Annotated in this window: 16 protein-coding genes; 7 read left to right on the top strand and 9 right to left on the bottom strand. The window is 41.0% G+C overall.

Translation table 11 applies throughout. The features are described 5' to 3' along the window. Positions 1–5 precede the first annotated feature (5 nt). From rpiB to A33Q_RS10420, 6 genes are all read right to left on the bottom strand, one after another. Complete coding sequence (rpiB, locus tag A33Q_RS10445; RefSeq protein ID WP_009033912.1) at positions 6–443, bottom strand: ribose 5-phosphate isomerase B; 438 nt, start codon at positions 441–443, stop codon at positions 6–8. Continuing rightward, a complete protein-coding gene (gene tatC, locus A33Q_RS10440; RefSeq protein ID WP_009033911.1) occupies positions 436–1,296 on the bottom strand; it encodes a twin-arginine translocase subunit TatC in 861 nt (286 codons plus the stop codon). The genes rpiB and tatC overlap by 8 nt, the downstream gene beginning before the upstream one ends. 14 nt (positions 1,297–1,310) lie before the next feature. Further along, positions 1,311–2,579, bottom strand: coding sequence for a serine hydroxymethyltransferase (locus A33Q_RS10435; protein ID WP_009033910.1), 1,269 nt, complete (start codon positions 2,577–2,579; stop codon positions 1,311–1,313). A gap of 280 nt (positions 2,580–2,859) precedes the next feature. Beyond that, on the bottom strand, positions 2,860–3,462 hold the full coding sequence (locus A33Q_RS10430; protein WP_009033909.1) for a trimeric intracellular cation channel family protein: 603 nt from the start codon (positions 3,460–3,462) through the stop codon (positions 2,860–2,862). Between the two features lie 20 nt (positions 3,463–3,482). After that, positions 3,483–6,299: an excinuclease ABC subunit UvrA gene (uvrA, locus tag A33Q_RS10425; protein ID WP_009033908.1), complete on the bottom strand. Its 2,817-nt coding sequence runs from the start codon at positions 6,297–6,299 to the stop codon at positions 3,483–3,485. A 124-nt stretch (positions 6,300–6,423) separates the two neighbouring features. Beyond that, on the bottom strand, positions 6,424–6,900 hold the full coding sequence (locus A33Q_RS10420; RefSeq protein WP_009033907.1) for a hypothetical protein: 477 nt from the start codon (positions 6,898–6,900) through the stop codon (positions 6,424–6,426). A 526-nt stretch (positions 6,901–7,426) separates the two neighbouring features. On the opposite strand from A33Q_RS10420, the gene A33Q_RS10410 reads away from it, so the two are divergent. From A33Q_RS10410 to A33Q_RS10395, 4 genes are all read left to right on the top strand, one after another. Next, a complete protein-coding gene (locus A33Q_RS10410; protein WP_009033905.1) occupies positions 7,427–7,939 on the top strand; it encodes an FKBP-type peptidyl-prolyl cis-trans isomerase in 513 nt (170 codons plus the stop codon). A gap of 13 nt (positions 7,940–7,952) precedes the next feature. Further along, a complete protein-coding gene (locus tag A33Q_RS10405; RefSeq protein WP_040490375.1) occupies positions 7,953–8,990 on the top strand; it encodes an oxidoreductase in 1,038 nt (345 codons plus the stop codon). A 140-nt stretch (positions 8,991–9,130) separates the two neighbouring features. Beyond that, the gene (gene metK / locus A33Q_RS10400) at positions 9,131–10,384 is read left to right on the top strand and encodes a methionine adenosyltransferase (protein ID WP_009033903.1); all 1,254 of its coding nucleotides are present in this window, start codon (positions 9,131–9,133) and stop codon (positions 10,382–10,384) included. Between the two features lie 180 nt (positions 10,385–10,564). After that, a complete protein-coding gene (locus A33Q_RS10395) occupies positions 10,565–11,038 on the top strand; it encodes a hypothetical protein (protein WP_009033902.1) in 474 nt (157 codons plus the stop codon). 80 nt (positions 11,039–11,118) lie between these two features. Here A33Q_RS10395 and A33Q_RS10390 read toward each other — a convergent pair whose 3' ends face one another. Continuing rightward, complete coding sequence (locus A33Q_RS10390; RefSeq protein WP_009033901.1) at positions 11,119–12,105, bottom strand: D-alanine--D-alanine ligase; 987 nt, start codon at positions 12,103–12,105, stop codon at positions 11,119–11,121. A gap of 170 nt (positions 12,106–12,275) precedes the next feature. Between A33Q_RS10390 and A33Q_RS10385 the strand changes: the two genes are divergently transcribed. From A33Q_RS10385 to A33Q_RS10375, 3 genes are all read left to right on the top strand, one after another. Continuing rightward, positions 12,276–14,456 (top strand): S9 family peptidase, encoded by a 2,181-nt coding sequence (locus tag A33Q_RS10385; RefSeq protein WP_009033900.1) that lies wholly within the window; start codon positions 12,276–12,278, stop codon positions 14,454–14,456. Positions 14,457–14,571: 115 nt separating this feature from the next. Next, the gene (locus A33Q_RS10380) at positions 14,572–14,946 is read left to right on the top strand and encodes a hypothetical protein (RefSeq protein WP_009033899.1); all 375 of its coding nucleotides are present in this window, start codon (positions 14,572–14,574) and stop codon (positions 14,944–14,946) included. A 64-nt stretch (positions 14,947–15,010) separates the two neighbouring features. Next, entirely contained in the window at positions 15,011–15,478 is a 468-nt protein-coding gene (locus A33Q_RS10375; protein WP_009033898.1) for a hypothetical protein, read from the top strand. Between the two features lie 44 nt (positions 15,479–15,522). On the opposite strand, the gene A33Q_RS10370 is transcribed toward A33Q_RS10375, so the two are convergent. Further along, positions 15,523–16,188: a phosphatidylserine decarboxylase family protein gene (locus tag A33Q_RS10370; RefSeq protein ID WP_016255073.1), complete on the bottom strand. Its 666-nt coding sequence runs from the start codon at positions 16,186–16,188 to the stop codon at positions 15,523–15,525. Positions 16,189–16,264: 76 nt separating this feature from the next. Then, positions 16,265–17,542, bottom strand: coding sequence for a Glu/Leu/Phe/Val family dehydrogenase (locus A33Q_RS10365; RefSeq protein WP_009033896.1), 1,278 nt, complete (start codon positions 17,540–17,542; stop codon positions 16,265–16,267). Positions 17,543–17,551: the final 9 nt, after the last annotated feature.

The following is a 17,551-nucleotide window of genomic DNA, read 5'->3' as shown; positions in this document are numbered from 1 at the left end:
TTGCTTTATCTACAAGCGATTTTCTCTACTCTATTGAGGTGTCTTCCTCCCTCAAAACCTGTATTGAGAAAAGTGTTTACCAAATTTTCAGCGAGGTTGTAGGGAATGAATCTGGCTGGAAGAGCAATGACATTGGCATCATTGTGCTGTCTAGCTAATGCTGCCAGTTCTTCATTCCAGCAGAGTGCGGCTCTGATTCCTTGATGCTTATTGGCTGTGATAGCGACTCCATTTCCTGATCCACAGATAAGAATTCCTTGTTCAAATTCGCCTTTTTCTACTGCCTCACACAAGGGATGAACATAATCCGGATAATCCACAGAGTCATCCGTGAATGGTCCGAAATCTTTAACTTCATATCCAAGCTCTTTCAATTTCCCTAGCATGGTTTTTTTGTACTCAAATCCTGCGTGGTCTCCACCTATTGCTATTTTTTTACTCATTTTCTCCGTATTTCAGTTTGTCTTCAAGTTCTTGCTTTGCTCGTTTTCTTTCCAATCGTTTGGCAATCTGTATACCCGCTTCATAAAGCACCAAAATCGGCATTGCTATTAGAATTTGGGAAATCACATCAGGAGGTGTGATTACAGCGGCTAATATCAAGATAGAAACAATAGCATGTCTCCTGTAAGCCTTCAGCATAGCTGCCGTTACCAGCCCTGACATGGATAGAAAATAGATTACAACTGGAAGCTGGAACATAATTGCAGATGCCAGCACCAACATAGACAAGGTAGTGACATATGATGTAATATCAAACTCATTCAATATGCTGGGGTCCAATTGATAATTGGAAAGAAAGTTGATGGACAGGGGAGCAAGGATAAAATATCCAAATGCCGCTCCAGCAAAGAACAAGAGGCTTACAAAGAATACTGCGCCGCGCGCAGCATTTCTTTCTTTGTCATATAGGCCTGGGCTGATAAAACGCCAAGTTTCCCAAAAGAGATAGGGAAAAGCGGCAATCAAGCCAACAACAAGGGATGAGGTCAAGTGCATGGAAAACTGACCTGTCATCTGTCTACTCTGAATGGTAAAAGGCAGGGTGTCAATGCACAGCACCGGGGTGGAAAGAGCATCTGCGATTTGACAAAGCATACGATAGGTGAAAAACTCCACCCTTGATGGACCGAGAATTACCTGTCCGAACACGATGCTTTTGGCAAGGAAAGCAGCCACCGTAAATATCAAGACGGCTGCAACAGAGCGCAGAAGATGCCAACGCAATTGCTCCAAATGGTCCAAAAAGGACATGCCCTCTTCTTCCTCTTCTTCTCTATACTGATCTAAGGCCACGTTTTACTTGAAAATTAGTATAATGGAAATTGAACCATCCAGTCGTTGACTTCTTTTTTGATCTGGGTCAAGGCAGATTCATTGTCGTGATTGCTCAAAGCCTTATCAATAAGACTAACAATCTTTTTCATATCCTCTTCTTTGAGACCTCTGGTAGTTACGGCTGCAGTTCCTACCCTCATACCTGAGGTGACGAAAGGTGAGCGGGTGTCAAAGGGTACCATGTTTTTGTTGATGGTGATGTCTACCTTGCCCAAGGTCTCTTCCGCTAGTTTGCCTGTGATGTCCTTACTTCTCAGGTCTATCAACATCAGATGATTGTCAGTGCCTCCAGAGATCAATTTATATCCAAGGTCTACAAATTCCTGAGCCATTACAGCAGCATTCTTTTTCACTTGGACTACGTATTCCATGTATTCATCTGAAAGGGCTTCTTGGAATGCAATGGCTTTTGCTGCAATGATATGCTCCAATGGACCACCTTGAGTGCCGGGGAATACTCCTGAGTCCAAAAGTGAGGACATTTTTCTCAGTTCTCCTTTCGGAGTTTTGAGACCAAATGGATTGTCAAAATCCTCCCTCATCAAAATCAATCCACCTCTTGGACCTCTAAGGGTTTTGTGTGTTGTAGTGGTCACTACATGGCAGTATTCCAATGGATCGTTCAACAGGCCTCTTGCAATAAGCCCTGATGGATGAGAGATGTCAGCCAATAAAATGGCTCCAACCTGATCTGCAATATCTCTTAGTCTTTCGTAATCCCAGTCTCTACTGTAAGCAGAAGCGCCACAGATCAAAAGCTTAGGCTTTACTTCCAGTGCCTTTGCTTCTACCTTGTCATAATCGATGACTCCCGTTTCTTCTTCTACTCCGTAAAAATGAGGTTGATAAAGTTTGCCTGAAAAGTTAACAGGACTACCATGGGTAAGGTGGCCACCGTGTGAGAGATCAAATCCCAAAATCGGATCTCCTGCATTGAGACAGGCCAAAAAAACAGCTGCATTTGCCTGAGCACCTGAATGGGGTTGTACATTGGCCCAAGTAGCTCCAAAAAGCTCCTTTGCACGGTCAATGGCCAGTTGCTCAATTTTATCCACAACATCACAGCCTCCATAGTACCTTTTGTTTGGGAGTCCCTCGGCGTATTTATTGGTCAATACAGAACCTGCTGCTTCCATCACCTGCTTGCTGGTGAAGTTTTCAGAGGCAATCAATTCAATACCGGTCTTTTGACGGTTTTCTTCCTCAGCAATAAGGTCAAAAATGATTTGGTCTCTTTTCATGTGTTAAGTTTGTTTTCAGGGCCATGATCAAGTTTCGCACCCGGCTGCTTATTTTTTGAGCACTTGCTTATTGGCAGTCTATGGATTTTATCCAATTAATGGATGTTTTTGCTCAGGCTCGATTTTATCACGGACTTATATTAGGTGCCAAAATTAGTTTTAATCGATGGATTATCCAATTGATTAAAAATCATATTGGCATCAGATGATTTTTATGATGTAAGCGGTTGATTTCTGTCGTTTTTGTAAAGTATGAGATCAATTTTTGAAAAATTGAATTTTAATCCAATCGGGGCAGACTCAATTTGTATTTGACCGCAATCAAGCGGATACTGATCACCACTGAAATGGAAATAAGCATATTGTAATCTCTCTCTAGGCCAAAATAATTCAAAATCAGATATAGGATCGCCCCGGCCAAACAGGCAGAGGCATAGACTTCTTTTCTGAATAATATCGGAATTTCATTTGTCAGGGTGTCTCGGATTACTCCGCCCATGACTGCCGAAAACATACCCATAATTGCGGCTATTTCGGGTCGCACTCCTAGACTTAAGGCTTTTTCTACCCCCAGAACTGTAAAAAAACCAATCCCCAAAGTATCGAAGAGGAACATTGTTTTCCTTAGTTTCAAAAGGGCTGTGGGAAAAATAAAAGCCAACAATATACCCAGAAGAATCGCATAGAGTACATTCACATCTCCAATCCAGACCAAAGGATAAGAACCTAATAAAATATCTCTCAGACTTCCTCCGCCTATCGCTGTGATAAACCCTGTGAATCCAGCACCAAATAAATCATGCTCTCTGTCACGGACAGCTAAAGCACCTGAGATGGCAAAAACCAAAGTACCTGCGAGTTCTAGAGGGTATTGAATGTCCATGTCAAATATCCTGAGGTCAATTATTGAAAACTTTCCCTGAGATATTTTGCAGTATAATTGTCTTTTACTTCCATCAATGCCTCAGGTGTGCCCTCAAAGGTAACATTTCCGCCTCTTTCTCCACCCTCTGGTCCCAAATCAATTACCCAATCCGCGGCTTTGATCACTTCTGTATTGTGCTCGATGATGATAACCGAATGCCCCTGCTCAATCAGGGCATTGATGCTATGCAGCAGTTTTCGGATATCATGAAAATGTAGTCCTGTAGTCGGCTCATCAAAAATAAAGAGAATGTGCTCTCCGGTTTTTGTGCCTCCTTTACCTAAAAACGAAGCAAGCTTCACCCGCTGCGCTTCCCCACCTGAAAGCGTGTTTGAGGATTGTCCCATGCCGATATAACCTAGCCCGACTTCCTGTAGGGGTTGAAGTTTATTGATGATTTGATTTTTACCTTGGAAAAAATCCATAGCCTCATCAATTGTCATCGCTAAAATATCAGATATATCTTTGTCATGGTACTTTACGTCAAGGATTTCATTTTTGAAGCGTTTACCTTTGCAGGATTCACAGGTGAGATGAATATCGGCCATAAACTGCATCTCCACAGTGACTGTGCCCTCACCTTGGCAGGATTCACATCTTCCACCGTCTACATTGAAACTGAAAAAAGCTGGTTTGTATCCCCTTTGTTTTGAAATGGCTTGGTCGGCAAAAAGAGACCTGATTGCATCATAAGCTTTTACATAAGTTACCGGATTGGATCTGGAAGATTTCCCAATAGGGTTTTGGTCTACAAATTCTATTTGGGACACCGTTTTGTAATCTCCTTCCAATTTGTCAAACTTTCCGGATTCATCGATTACAGTGCCCAGCATTTTCCCCAAGGCAGGATAAAGTACCTTTTTAATAAGTGTAGATTTGCCTGATCCACTGACTCCTGTCACAACTGTCAGGGTGTTCAGCGGAAATCTTACAGCCAGATTTTTAAGATTGTTTTCCCTTGCACCCTTTACAAGGATGCTGTCTTTCCACTTTCTATTTCTTTCTTTGACTTGGATTTTTTCTTCTCCCTTCAGGTATTTTGCAGTGTAGCTGTTTCCTTTGATCATCAGTTCATTCAGATCTCCTTGGAATACCAGTTCTCCACCCAAAATTCCAGCTTCAGGTCCAATATCAATAATCTGATCAGCGGCCTTCATGATTTTTTCCTCATGCTCCACCACGATTACAGTGTTGCCCAAGTCTCTCAGTGTTTTGAGCACTTCGATCAGCCGGTCTGAATCTCTGGGATGCAATCCTATACTGGGTTCATCCAAAATATACATGGAACCCACCAAAGCGGAACCCAAAGATGTAGCCAGTTTAATCCTTTGAAATTCACCTCCTGAAAGAGATGAGGTTAGCCTATTGAGTGTCAAGTACCCCAAGCCTACTTTTTCTATGTATTCAAGCCGGTTAAGGATTTCTTTGAGAAGCCTGCTTGCCACTTTTTGCTCTGATGCACTCAAATCCAATTCTTGGAAAAACTGAAGTGCTTTTTCTATAGGCATCAGGACAATGTCAGTAATGGATTTTCCACCTACTTTGACATAAGAGGCATCTTTCCTCAACCGGGTTCCTTTGCAGTCAGGACAGGTAGTCCTGCCTCTGAATCGGGATAGCATGACTCTGTACTGTATTTTGTGCGTTTTGGATTCTAAGTCTTTAAAAAAAGCATCCAAACCTTTGAAGTATTCATTCCCAGTCCAAATCAAAGCTTTTTCATCTTCTGAAAGGTCTTCATAAGCCCGGTGAATCGGAAAATCAAAGTAAATGCCCTTTTTCACCAAAGGTTCAAGCCATTTCCCGGTAGTCTCTCCTCTCCAAGGAGCAATTGCTCCTTCATATACTGACATGCTTTTGTCAGGAATGACCAAATCCGGATCTATTCCCAGAACCGATCCAAACCCCTCACAGGTTTTGCATGCGCCGTAAGGGTTGTTGAAACTGAAAAAGTTGACTGTAGGCAACTCAAAGTTAATTCCATCGAGTTCGAATCTGTCCGAAAAGGTTCTTTTCGTCTTTTCAGGAACCAGAACGGTACAATCTCCATGTCCTTCAAAAAATGCTGTCTGTACAGAATCTGCTATTCTAAACTGATTATCCTCATCTTCTTTTTGGACACTGACCCTATCTATCAATATTTCATAATCGCCTTTTGGAACCTCCTTTTCCTGGATCAGATCTTCTACAAAATAGGCTTCCCCATTTATCAAAATTCGGCTAAAGCCTTTTTGGAGTAGTAATTCAAGCTCTTGAAGAATAGTCCGGTCATTCTGAAGGTGGAGAGGACATGAAATCATGACCTTATCGCCCTCGTCAAAAGTATGGATGTAATCTACTACATCTGTAACAGTATGATGCTTGACCTCTTCCCCACTTTTAGGAGAGAAGGTTTTTCCAATTCTTGAAAAAAGAAGCTTGAGGTAATCATATATTTCTGTGGTGGTTCCTACCGTCGACCGGGGATTTTTGGTTGATACCTTTTGCTGTATGGCGATAGCAGGAGAGACGCCTTTGATATATTCCACTTCCGGCTTTTCCATTCGGCCCAAAAACTGTCTGGCGTAGGAACTGAGGCTTTCCACGTACATGCGTTGTCCTTCGGCAAACAGGGTGTCAAATGCAAGGGACGATTTTCCCGAACCTGATAGCCCTGTGACTACCACCAGTTTGTTTCTGGGTATGGCTACACTGAGGTTTTTGAGGTTATTGACCCGGGCATTTTTGATGATGATATATTCCTTGGGATCAAGCTGATCTATGGATTCGGAAATTGTGGCTGCGCGTTCACTCATAAATGGCAAAGTTACCCAATCAACATTTCATTTGATAATTTGTTGGGAAGTTTTAGAACTTAGGTTTTCAGCTTCAAAAATCTAATTCACTCAACCACAAGCAAAGTAAAAACCATTGTCCCTATTATAGGTCAATTAAATTAACATTAAATATTATTGGTAAATCTTCATATTTTCTTTCAATTACTGCAGAGTAAAATACATCTGTGATTGCTTGACAATCCTGCGGAATTATCCTGACTTTATAAAATAATCTGCTGTCACATAATAGTATCTGTTGCCTATCAAATACCGCACATTGATGATGTCGGTACCGTCCGGCCAGAATGATAAATTTTCCAAAGTCAATATCAGGCAAATCTTTGCTGGAAATAAAGTACTTCTCATATTCTGCTTGTGTCTTTATCACAAGATTTACCTCTTTATCATCCAAATTTATGTTTTGAAGGCTCCAAGGGAAATTTTCAAACTCGTCTTCAAAGAAAGTCAGTACCTGTGGGGCACTATCTTCCTCGCAGTCTTGGATTCGAGAGACTAGTTCACATCCACCTAAGCTCATCAAGAACAACAGGCCTGTAACGGTATTGAATATATTTTTCATAGCGGGAAGTTTGATGAAATTAGGGAAACTTTGCTAATGTTATTATTCCTGTGACCAAAAACAGAGTAAATTATTGATATCTAGTCAATATCTATCAGTATCGGGTTAATTTAGGTCCTTATTTAAATTGGTTAGTGGTATCATTTCGTATATCTATATTTTATGTGTATCCGGGTCTTTGCACGTTGAGCTATAGGAACCAAACCATCAACTTTACTTCTAACTGTAAATTGAAACTTTGGAGGGTGGGATGAATTTTCCCGTACGTACGGGAGGCCAGCGTAGGCCTTGAGCGCGGATAGGATTCGAAATTCTTGATTTTTTGGCTACTTTTTCATCAAGGAAAAAGTAGCTTTATAAATAAAATTTTGATTTGAATTTAGCAGAAAGAACTGGTTCAAAACAATAAATGGCTTCGTGCAGTGATGCAGATACCCTGAATTTATTTTTATCAATTGCACCGTCAAAAATCCATTTTCCCAAAGGTTTTTATTTTCTTTGAAAAAGAAAGTCAACAATCATTACTATGAAGATTACCAAAAATAAAGTTGTAGCGCTTGCCTATGAGCTGCATGTGGATGATGGAGAATCCGGAATGGAGTTTTTTGAAAAAGTCGAAAAGGCAGAGCCGTTTTTCTTCCTTTTTGGCGCAGGAAGTGTTTTTCCCCTACTGGAAAAAGCCCTCGAAGACAAGGAGGTCGGAGATACCTTTGAAGTTTTCATTGACTTTGAAAACGGTTATGGAGATTATGATGAAAGCAAAAAAGTGGTTATCCCAAAATCAAAATTTAAAGAGGATGGCAAAAAGCAGAAAGACTTACTTAAAGTAGGGAAAGTGATTCCAATGCAGGATGATGAGGGGAATCATTATAGAGGTGAAATTTTAAAAGTAGATTACAAAGGAGTACATATGGATTTCAACTCGCCTTTGGCCGGGTTTGATCTCTTATTTAAAGGAGAGGTTGTTTCTATCCGGGATGCAGATCCCGAAGAAATAGAACATGGCCATGTACATGGTCCGGGAGGACACCACCACTGAAAATTCAGATGAAATGCAAAAAATAAGAACTGCTCTAATAGGCTATGGCTCGGTAGGGGAAAAGATGCATGCACCATTGATCACGGTTTGTCCTGATCTTGAATTGGTAGCTGTTGTTGAGCGCCGACAAGAAAAATCTAAAGAGAAATATCCTAGTATCAATATTTTCAGAAGTCTGGAAGATTTGCTGGAGGCTGATGCAGCGGATCTTATTGTCATAGTGACGCCCAATGAATTTCATTATCCTCAAGCAAAAATGGCTTTGGAAGCAGGTAAGCATGTTGTAGTGGACAAGCCTGTTACCATACACTCGGATGAAGCCAAAGAATTAAAGCGTATTGCTGAGGCGAAAGGTCTTATTTTGTCTGTATTTCAAAATCGTCGTTGGGATGGGGATATCCGTACCATTCAAAAAATCCTTGCAGAAGGTATTTTGGGAAGAATTGTTCACTTTGAGTCCCATTTTGACAGATTTAGACCACAATTAGCTGAAAATTGGAGAGAAAAGGATGTCCCTGGAAATGGGATTACCTATGATTTAGGTACTCATTTGATAGATCAAGCGGTCATGCTCTTTGGAAAGCCTGACTGGATATATGCTGAGATTTTCAAACAGCGGACTGGTGCTATCGCTGATGATTTTTTTGATATCACTTTGATGTTTGGTGGGATTAAAGCCAGGTTAACGGCCAGTGTTTTGTCCAAGGCTCCAGTGCCAAAATTTTTGGTTTTGGGAGAAAAAGGCACCTACATCAAATATGGACTGGATGTACAGGAAAAAGCTTTTAAAGCAGGAGAACTTCCTGAAGGGCTCAACTGGGGCTTGGAAGATGCTGAAGCTTGGGGAGAACTTCACCTCGAAAACACCTACATGACTTATGAAACAGAACGTGGAGACTACAGACTCTTTTACCAGAATATTGCCGATGCCATTCTAAAGAAACATACACTTAGGGTTAAAATTGAAGAGGCTATTACTGTATTGGAGATCATAGAGGCTGCCTTTTTGAGCAATAGGGAAGGAAGAAGAATTTCTTTTAAGGTCAATTGATTATTTTCAATTTACTCACTTGAATGATCTGCTTTGGAAAGGTAGCCAAGTCCGGAATGGAGTTCAGGATATGATTTTTTATTTCGAAGTGAAATCTTAATTTTACGGCCTGTTAAAAACGCATTAAACATTTACATTATATGCCATATTTATTTACTTCAGAGTCAGTCTCTGAAGGACATCCTGATAAAATCGCCGATCAGATTTCAGATGCTCTGATCGATAATTTTTTAGCTTTTGACCCGAGATCTAAAGTAGCTTGTGAAACTTTAGTGACAACAGGCCAGGTGATATTGGCCGGTGAAGTGAACTCTGACACCTATTTGGATGTGCAGCAAATTGCTAGAAACGTCATCAATAAGATTGGTTACACGAGAGGGGAATACATGTTTGATGGTAATTCTTGCGGCGTTTTATCAGCTATTCACGAACAGTCTCCCGACATCAACCAAGGAGTGGACAGGAGTCATCCGGAAGAGCAAGGTGCAGGAGATCAGGGGATGATGTTTGGCTATGCGACCAAGGAAACAGAGAATTATATGCCTTTGGCTCTTGATCTTTCCCATAGGATATTGAAAGAGCTGGCAGCATTAAGGAGAGAAGATAGTGAAATCAAATACTTGAGACCAGATTCCAAGGCTCAGGTCACCATAGAATATTCTGATGATAACGTGCCTCAGCGTATTGATGCCATAGTGGTGTCTACGCAGCATGATGACTTTGATGATGAGTCCACTATGCTGGCCAAGATCAAAGAAGACATTATCAGTATCCTGATCCCTAGGGTGAAAGCCCAACTGAAGCCTGAGATACAAAAATTGTTTACCGATCAAATTACCTATCACATCAACCCTACCGGGAAGTTTGTCATCGGCGGGCCTCATGGAGATACAGGATTGACAGGCAGAAAAATCATCGTGGACACTTACGGTGGAAAAGGAGCACATGGTGGGGGAGCATTTTCCGGAAAAGATCCGTCAAAAGTAGACCGCTCTGCTGCATATGCCACAAGGCATATTGCCAAAAACATGGTTGCAGCCGGTGTGGCAGATGAGATTTTGGTACAGGTTTCTTATGCCATTGGCGTAGCCAAACCAATGGGAATCTATATCAATACTTATGGCACTGCCAAAGTCAATTTGAGCGATGGAGAGATCGCCAAAAAAATCGAAGAGCTGTTTGACATGAGGCCTTATGCCATCGAACAAAGGCTGAAACTCAGAAACCCGATTTATGAAGAAACAGCTGCCTATGGGCACATGGGAAGAGAAAATGAAGTAGTCACCAAAACCTTCACTACACCTGACGGAAGATCCCTCACATTTGATGTAGAGCTATTTACCTGGGAAAAACTGGATTATGTGGATAAGGTGAAAAAGGCTTTTGGGCTTTAAGAGCCAAGAAAATAAAATGATGAAAGAGGTCGATTTCGAAGAAGTCGACCTTTTTTTGGAGTTACTTTTTAGTAGAATTGTTCTTGAAGGAGCGTCAATTGAGAAGTGATAATTGGTTTTACCTAAGATTTTTTTTAAATTCAATCGAATTCCCAATTATTCTACTTTTACAGTAATTCTATGAAGCCTTTTCTGATTTCACTGGTTTTATTAATTTGTTTGGCTGCTATTTCATGTCAAGGGATTGCGGATGATGAAATCTTGATCAAGGATCTAGAAACAGACCCTTCCTATACCTTTTTATCATTAACTGAAATAGAATGGGGATTAATAGGTTATGGTAACGATGGAAACAACCGCTTGCAATTGCCAATTATTACTACTGAGAATTGTGTTTATAGGTTGTCGATTCTGGAAGGAGGAGAAATTGAGGGACGTACTTGCCCAAATATTGTTTTCGGAATTTATTCACTGACTGATTCTGAGCAAGGAGCAATTGTAATTGAAAATTTTGTAGTCGGAACCGAGGCCCTGGAGACTTTTGATCCCCATTATTTTGATAGGATGAATCATGTTTACCGTTATCAACTGACATCAATAGGGTTAAAATTATATTATAAAGGTGATAATTTTATTTTGTTCACTCCGCATTAGCCTTTTCTAGAATCTTATTATTCAAAGCTCTTTAATTGAATGAATCTGGGTATCCCTGTACCCAATAAGGAGAATTTTTTCTAAATAAACATCTCCTCAATCAACTCATTGTAAAAGTCCCTTACTTCCATACCAATGGCCCTGACCTGTTGTGAAATCAAGCTGGTTTCGGTTTGACCGGGGACCGTGTTGATTTCTATAAAATAGAATTTGCCTGTTTCATGCTCCAGAAAATAATCTATCCTCACGGCACCTTTGCAATTGAGACGACTATATACCTGTTCAATGATCCGGTTTACACGAGACACTTCTTCTTCGCTCATCCTGCCCGGAGTGATTTCTTCGGTGACACCTGGAGAGTATTTGGCCTCAAAATCAAAAAACTCCTTGCTACTCACAATCTCTGTGGCCGGAAGGACTGTGGTTTTTCCTTTCGCAGCATATACTCCAATACTAAATTCCCTTCCAGAAACAAATTCTTCTACCAATACCTGTTTGTCTTCGGCGAAGGCTTTGTCCAGGGCATCTTTAAGTTCATTTGGATCTTTCACCTTACTCATCCCAATGCTGCTGCCACCACTATTGGGTTTGATAAATAAGGGCAGACGGAGGTCTTTCAGAATTTTTTCCCTGTTTTCTTCAGAGTTTTTGAAGAGCTGCAGGGAACGTGCCACATACAGTTCATCGATATCTTTTACTATGGATTTGGTGTATCCTTTGTTCATGGTGATGGCCGAAGTCAATGCATCACAGGTTGTATAAGGCAAACCGAGCATGTCAAAGTAGCCTGCGAGCTTTCCGTCTTCACCTGGGGATCCGTGCAATATGTTGAATACTCCGTCAAAAGTAATCTTTTGATCATTTACCAGAATCGAAAAGTCATTCAGGTCAACAGGGATTTTGCCCCCTTCTGGACTTAAGAAATGCCAGTCATTGGGGTAAATGAGGATTTTGAAAACATCATATAGGCTAGTGTCTATGGTTTTTTCTACCACTGCGGCACTTTTAAGAGATACTACATGCTCTCCTGTATAACCACCTGTGATTAGGGCTATTTTTTTCTTCATGGTATTGACTTCTTGGTTCGAAAATAGCTGTTTTTCCTATCAGCACTGAAAAAATAAATTAATTTTTAAAAAATAAATTTCCATCGTCAAAACCTCCATTCATCAAAAGCCGGCATTTGGCTTTTGACCAATTTCTATATCTTAGCCTTTTAGAATAAAACTCAAATAATATGAATCAAATTAGGTTTGCGGCAATTGCGATGATCTTGTTGCTCTCAGCGGGAGATGCCTTTTCCCAGATAAAAAAACATGTGACACTCGAAGATGTGTTCAAATCGGATGTTTTTTCACAAAAAGCGGTCTACGGCATCAATTGGATGCGGGATGGTAAGTACTACAGTTCTTTGAGAAGGGATGTTACCGGTCCCAAAGTAGTCAAGGTCAATGTAGCTACAGGTGATGAGGAGGCTGTATTGATAGATGGCGGTGCATTGGGGATCAATTTCAGTAGTTATGCCTTCAATCCCGACGAAACCAAAGCCCTAATTGCGTCAGAAGTAGAAAGCATTTACAGAAGGTCCAGTAAAGGTATTTTTCATGTGATAGATATTCAAACCAGTCAGGCACAGAAATTAATGGACGGGGAAAAAATCATGTATGCTACCCTTTCTCCTGACAATGATAAAGTGGCTTTTGTCAAGGACAATGACCTGTATTATGTCAACCTTTCGGATAATCAGGTAAAGCGTATCACTCAAGATGGGGAATGGAATAAAATTATTAATGGTGCTGCTGATTGGGTATATGAAGAAGAATTTAGTATGTCCCGTGCTTTTGAATGGTCCCCTGACGGAAGTAAGTTAGCTTTTATCCGGTTTGATGAATCAGAGGTTCCCGAATTCAACATGCAGACCTGGGGCAAGCTTTACCCGGAAGATTATAAATTCAAATATCCTAAAGCAGGTGAGAAAAATGCGCTGGTATCCATACACATCCATGATTTGAATAATGGAAATACTGTTAAGGTAGATGCAGGTGATGATGAAGATATCTACTTGCCAAGGATTTACTGGACAGGGAATTCAGATAAGTTGGCCTATATCAGGCTGAACAGATTGCAAAATCAGTTGGACCTTTTTTATTCCAATTCCACTTCCGGAGAAAGTCAACTGGTGCTTCAGGAGAAATCGGATACTTACGTAGACCTCAATTACAATGATGACTTAAGGTTCTTGGAAGATGGAAGTGGCTTTATCAGAACATCTGAACAGGATGGGTTCAAGCATGTTTACCATCATGGAAATGACGGGAAATTGATCCGTCAAATCACCAAAGGTAATTGGGAAGTGACGAATTTGGTGGCGGTGGATGAAAAGGCTAAAAAGCTTTATTACATCTCTACTGAAAAGTCTCCTTTGGAAAGAAATTTCTATGTAATCGGTCTCGATGGAAAGGGTAAAAAAATTCTTGCGGGAAATAATGGTACCTATAGAATCAATATGTCCAAGGATAAAAAGTACTATATAGCGGATTTCACCAATGCTGAGACTCCCCTGAAAGTAACTCTCCACGAGGCTTCCGGCAAAGAGGTAAAAGTCTTGGAGGACAATCAGGTGCTCAGGGAAAATGTAAATAAATACGCCATAGGCAAAAAGGAATTTTTTCAATTTGAAACAGTGGATGGAACAAGCCTCAACGGGTATATCCTAAAGCCGGAAAATTTTGAGGAGTCCAAAAAATACCCTGTATTGATGTATGTATATGGGGGGCCGGGCTCGCAGACAGTAACCAACTCCTGGGGAGGATCCAGGGATTTCTGGCATCAGCACTTGGCGCAAGAGGGATATTTGATAGTATCTGTTGATAATAGAGGAACTGGAGCGCGCGGTAAGGATTTTAAGCATATGACCTATGCCAATTTAGGCAAATACGAAGTTGAGGATCAGATTGCAGGAGCCAAATACCTGGCGACTTTACCCTACGTAGATTCTTCGAGAATAGGAATCTGGGGATGGTCTTACGGAGGATATATGTCTTCTTTGGGGCTGATGGTAGGCAGTGATGTTTTCAAGACAGCAATTGCGGTGGCTCCAGTCACTACCTGGAGGTATTATGATACCATTTATACAGAGCGTTATCTTCAGACTCCTCAGGTCAATGCTGCCGGCTATGATGACAATAGCCCTATTACCCATGTCAACAAGCTCAAGGGAAATCTGATGTTGATTCATGGGACAGGAGATGACAATGTGCATTTCCAGAATGCAGTGGACTTGGCGGATGCTTTGATCAAGGCCGACAAACAATTCGAAACCATGTTTTACCCTAACAGAAACCATGGCATTTATGGTGGGAATACTACTTGGCATTTGTATTCGCTGATGACAGATTTTATCAAAAGAAAATTGTAAAAGATTAATCCTCCGAAGCTCGGGGGATTTTCTTTTTTGATATTGATTGGTGTGTTTTTGTCATTCGGGACAAATTATCTATCTTAATTCCTGATAGCACCCTAATAGTCCGTAAATGAGAGAGAAAATCAATACCTCCGTCCAATCTGCCAGTCTGATAATAGTCATTGCAGGACTTGCCTGGGTGGTCTGGTCCAATGAACCAACAGTCCCTGAAATGCTGAGCGCATTGATTATTTTGATGGTAATATTGGAAGGACTGAGTTTATACTTAATCAGTAGGGTTTATCCCGAAAGCCACACTACTTTTAAAAGTGGCATGATTGCCTCCTTATTGATCCTTTTGGGAATTAAGATGATGTTGCCCGATATGTTTGTATCCCTAACCATCACTGTTTTTGCAATCAATTTTTTATATAATTTTTATACCAACAACAAAAGAAGAAAAGGCGGATTCAAGCAAAAGCGAAAAAAGAAATACAGATTGTAGCATTTCATTTCCCTATTCGGCATATTATTTGGATGAGCAGTTCCTAAAACTGGTATTTAGAGTTATGCGAAATTTGTTCTTGATTATACTTTGCTTCCAACCATTATTCGGATTTTCTCAAGCCAAATTGGAAAAAATGTTGGATGACAGAGACAGGATGCATAAAGAGTGGAAAGCCTCCGAAAGTAAAAAAAGCGGAATTTTTGGTAACCGCACCAAAAAGGATATGATTGAAACTAACGAGTGGATGCAGCGCATTATTCATAAGGACAATCAGATCATGGATGAGCTTAAAATGCTCAGTGAGATTGAAAAATCAGAAATCACCTACGAGAAGAACGATTACAAATTTATTTCCCAAAAGCAGGAAAGGGAAATCGGGGTCTTGAAAAGGGCTTTGCAGGAAAAGGATGAAGCTATCAAAGAAAAAGGTTCGGATAAACGTACTTACGAATGGACTACTTTTCTTTTCTTTTTGAGCACCGCAGTTTTGGGTTTTATGTATTATAAAAAAGTAAAAGCTGGGAGATAAGCCCCAGCTTTTTTGATTTGAATCTATTTGAAAAAAGCAAAAACTTATGCTTGATTTAGCTTGGCTATAGGAGTTCTTCCTCCTTTGGTTTTTTCATCGATATTGACCAAAACCTCCGCATCCAAAGGCAAGAAAACATCAACCCTTGATCCGAACTTGATAAAACCAAATTCACCTCCTTGGGCCAAAGGACTACCTTTGTCTACATACCATTTAATCCTTCTGGCCAAGGCGCCTGCAATCTGCCTTACCAGAATCTTAGTACCATTGGGCTGTTTGATGACCATGGTGGTTCTCTCATTTTCAAAGCTCGATTTTGGATGCCAGGCTACCAGATACTTTCCAGGGTGGTATTTGAAATACTCTACAATGCCTGCCACAGGGGAGCGGTTGACATGAACATTGATCGGAGACATGAAGATAGAAATCTGTTTTCTTTTTTCATTCAAATATTCGGTTTCCTCAGTTTCTTCTATCACCACGACCTTTCCATCTGCCGGAGCATACACCAATCCCTCTTGATTGGGTAATTTGATGATTGGGTTTCTGAAAAACTGAAGAATAATCAGGTATAAAACGATCGATGCCAACAAGACCAAGTTGAGCATGGTTTCATGACCAGGGAAAAAGTAATACAAGGCATAATTAAGACCAGTAAGTATCAATAATAGCCAAAATAATAGTTGGCGTCCTTCTCTGTGTATTGTCATAGCTGTGAATTTAAAAGGGGTGTGAAAGTTTTTGTCTCCCACACCCCAAATATAGTAAAGAATAGTTTTCTGAAATTTAGAAACCTCCTCTGAAGGTGTAAGTCTTGGCTACTTTGTCTATTGCCACGATATAGGCGGCTATTCTCATGGGCACGTTGTATTTCTGAGAGGCCTCATAGACATGGTCAAAGGCATCTTTAAGGATTCTATCAGATCTCCTGTTGACCCTTTCTGCGGTCCACTTGTAACCCAACCTGTTTTGAACCCACTCAAAATAGGACACGGTCACTCCGCCTGCATTGGCAAGAATGTCTGGTACAGCCATGATGCCTTTTTCATTGATGATAGCATCAGCTTTGGCTGATGTTGGTCCGTTGGCCCCTTCTACGATCAGCTTTGCTTTTATCTTTTCAACATTTTTGACGGTGATCACATCTTCTACTGCAGCAGGAACAAGCACATCCACGTCCAGTTCCAAAAGCTCCATTGGATCAGACAGCTTCTCGGCACCATTGAAACCTTCAAGCGTCCCTTTGTTGCTGTCCCTATAGGATATAGCTTCTTGGATATTGATGCCGTTTTCATTGTGATAGGCACCCGAAATATCGGATATAGCTACTATTTTCAGACCTCTTTCTTCCAGAAGATGTGCAGCCCAAGATCCTACATTTCCAAAACCCTGTACAGCGCATGTTGCTTGAAAAGGATTGATTTTCAGTTTTTGCATAGCAGCTAAAGCAGTAACCATCACCCCTCTGCCAGTAGCTTCAGTTCTTCCCAGTGAACCACCCAAGACAAGAGGTTTGCCGGTCACAACCGCATTGATAGTAGTTCCTTTGGCTCTGGAATATTCGTCCATCAACCAGGCCATTTCTCTTGGTCCGGTTCCCATATCAGGAGCAGGAATATCTTTATCAGGACCAAAAACATCCAACATGGCTTTGGTATAGCCGCGCATCAATCTTTCGATTTCACCCGCAGACATTTCTCTTGGATTACAACGCACACCTCCTTTGCCTCCGCCATAAGGTATATCCACGACGGCACACTTCCAAGTCATCCAGGCAGCTAATGCTTTTACCTCATCGAGGTGAACATCAGGTGCAAAACGGATTCCTCCCTTTGCCGGGCCAAGGATGTTGGAGTGGATTACGCGTATTCCTTCAAATACCTCGATTTTTCCACTGTCCATGGTCACCGGAATGGAGACAATTACTTGTTTGGCAGGGTTTTTTAATACGTTGTAGACCTCATCAGAAAGGCCCAGTTTTTCGGCTGCAAGGTTAAATCTTTCCATCATTGACTCCAGTGGATTTTCTCTGTCCTTGATCGGAGCCGGTTCAATGTAAGCCATATTGGGTTT

It is taken from the genome of Indibacter alkaliphilus LW1 (assembly GCF_000295935.2).
Lineage (GTDB): Bacteria > Bacteroidota > Bacteroidia > Cytophagales > Cyclobacteriaceae > Indibacter > Indibacter alkaliphilus.
This window is presented reverse-complemented; position numbering and strand designations above follow the sequence as displayed.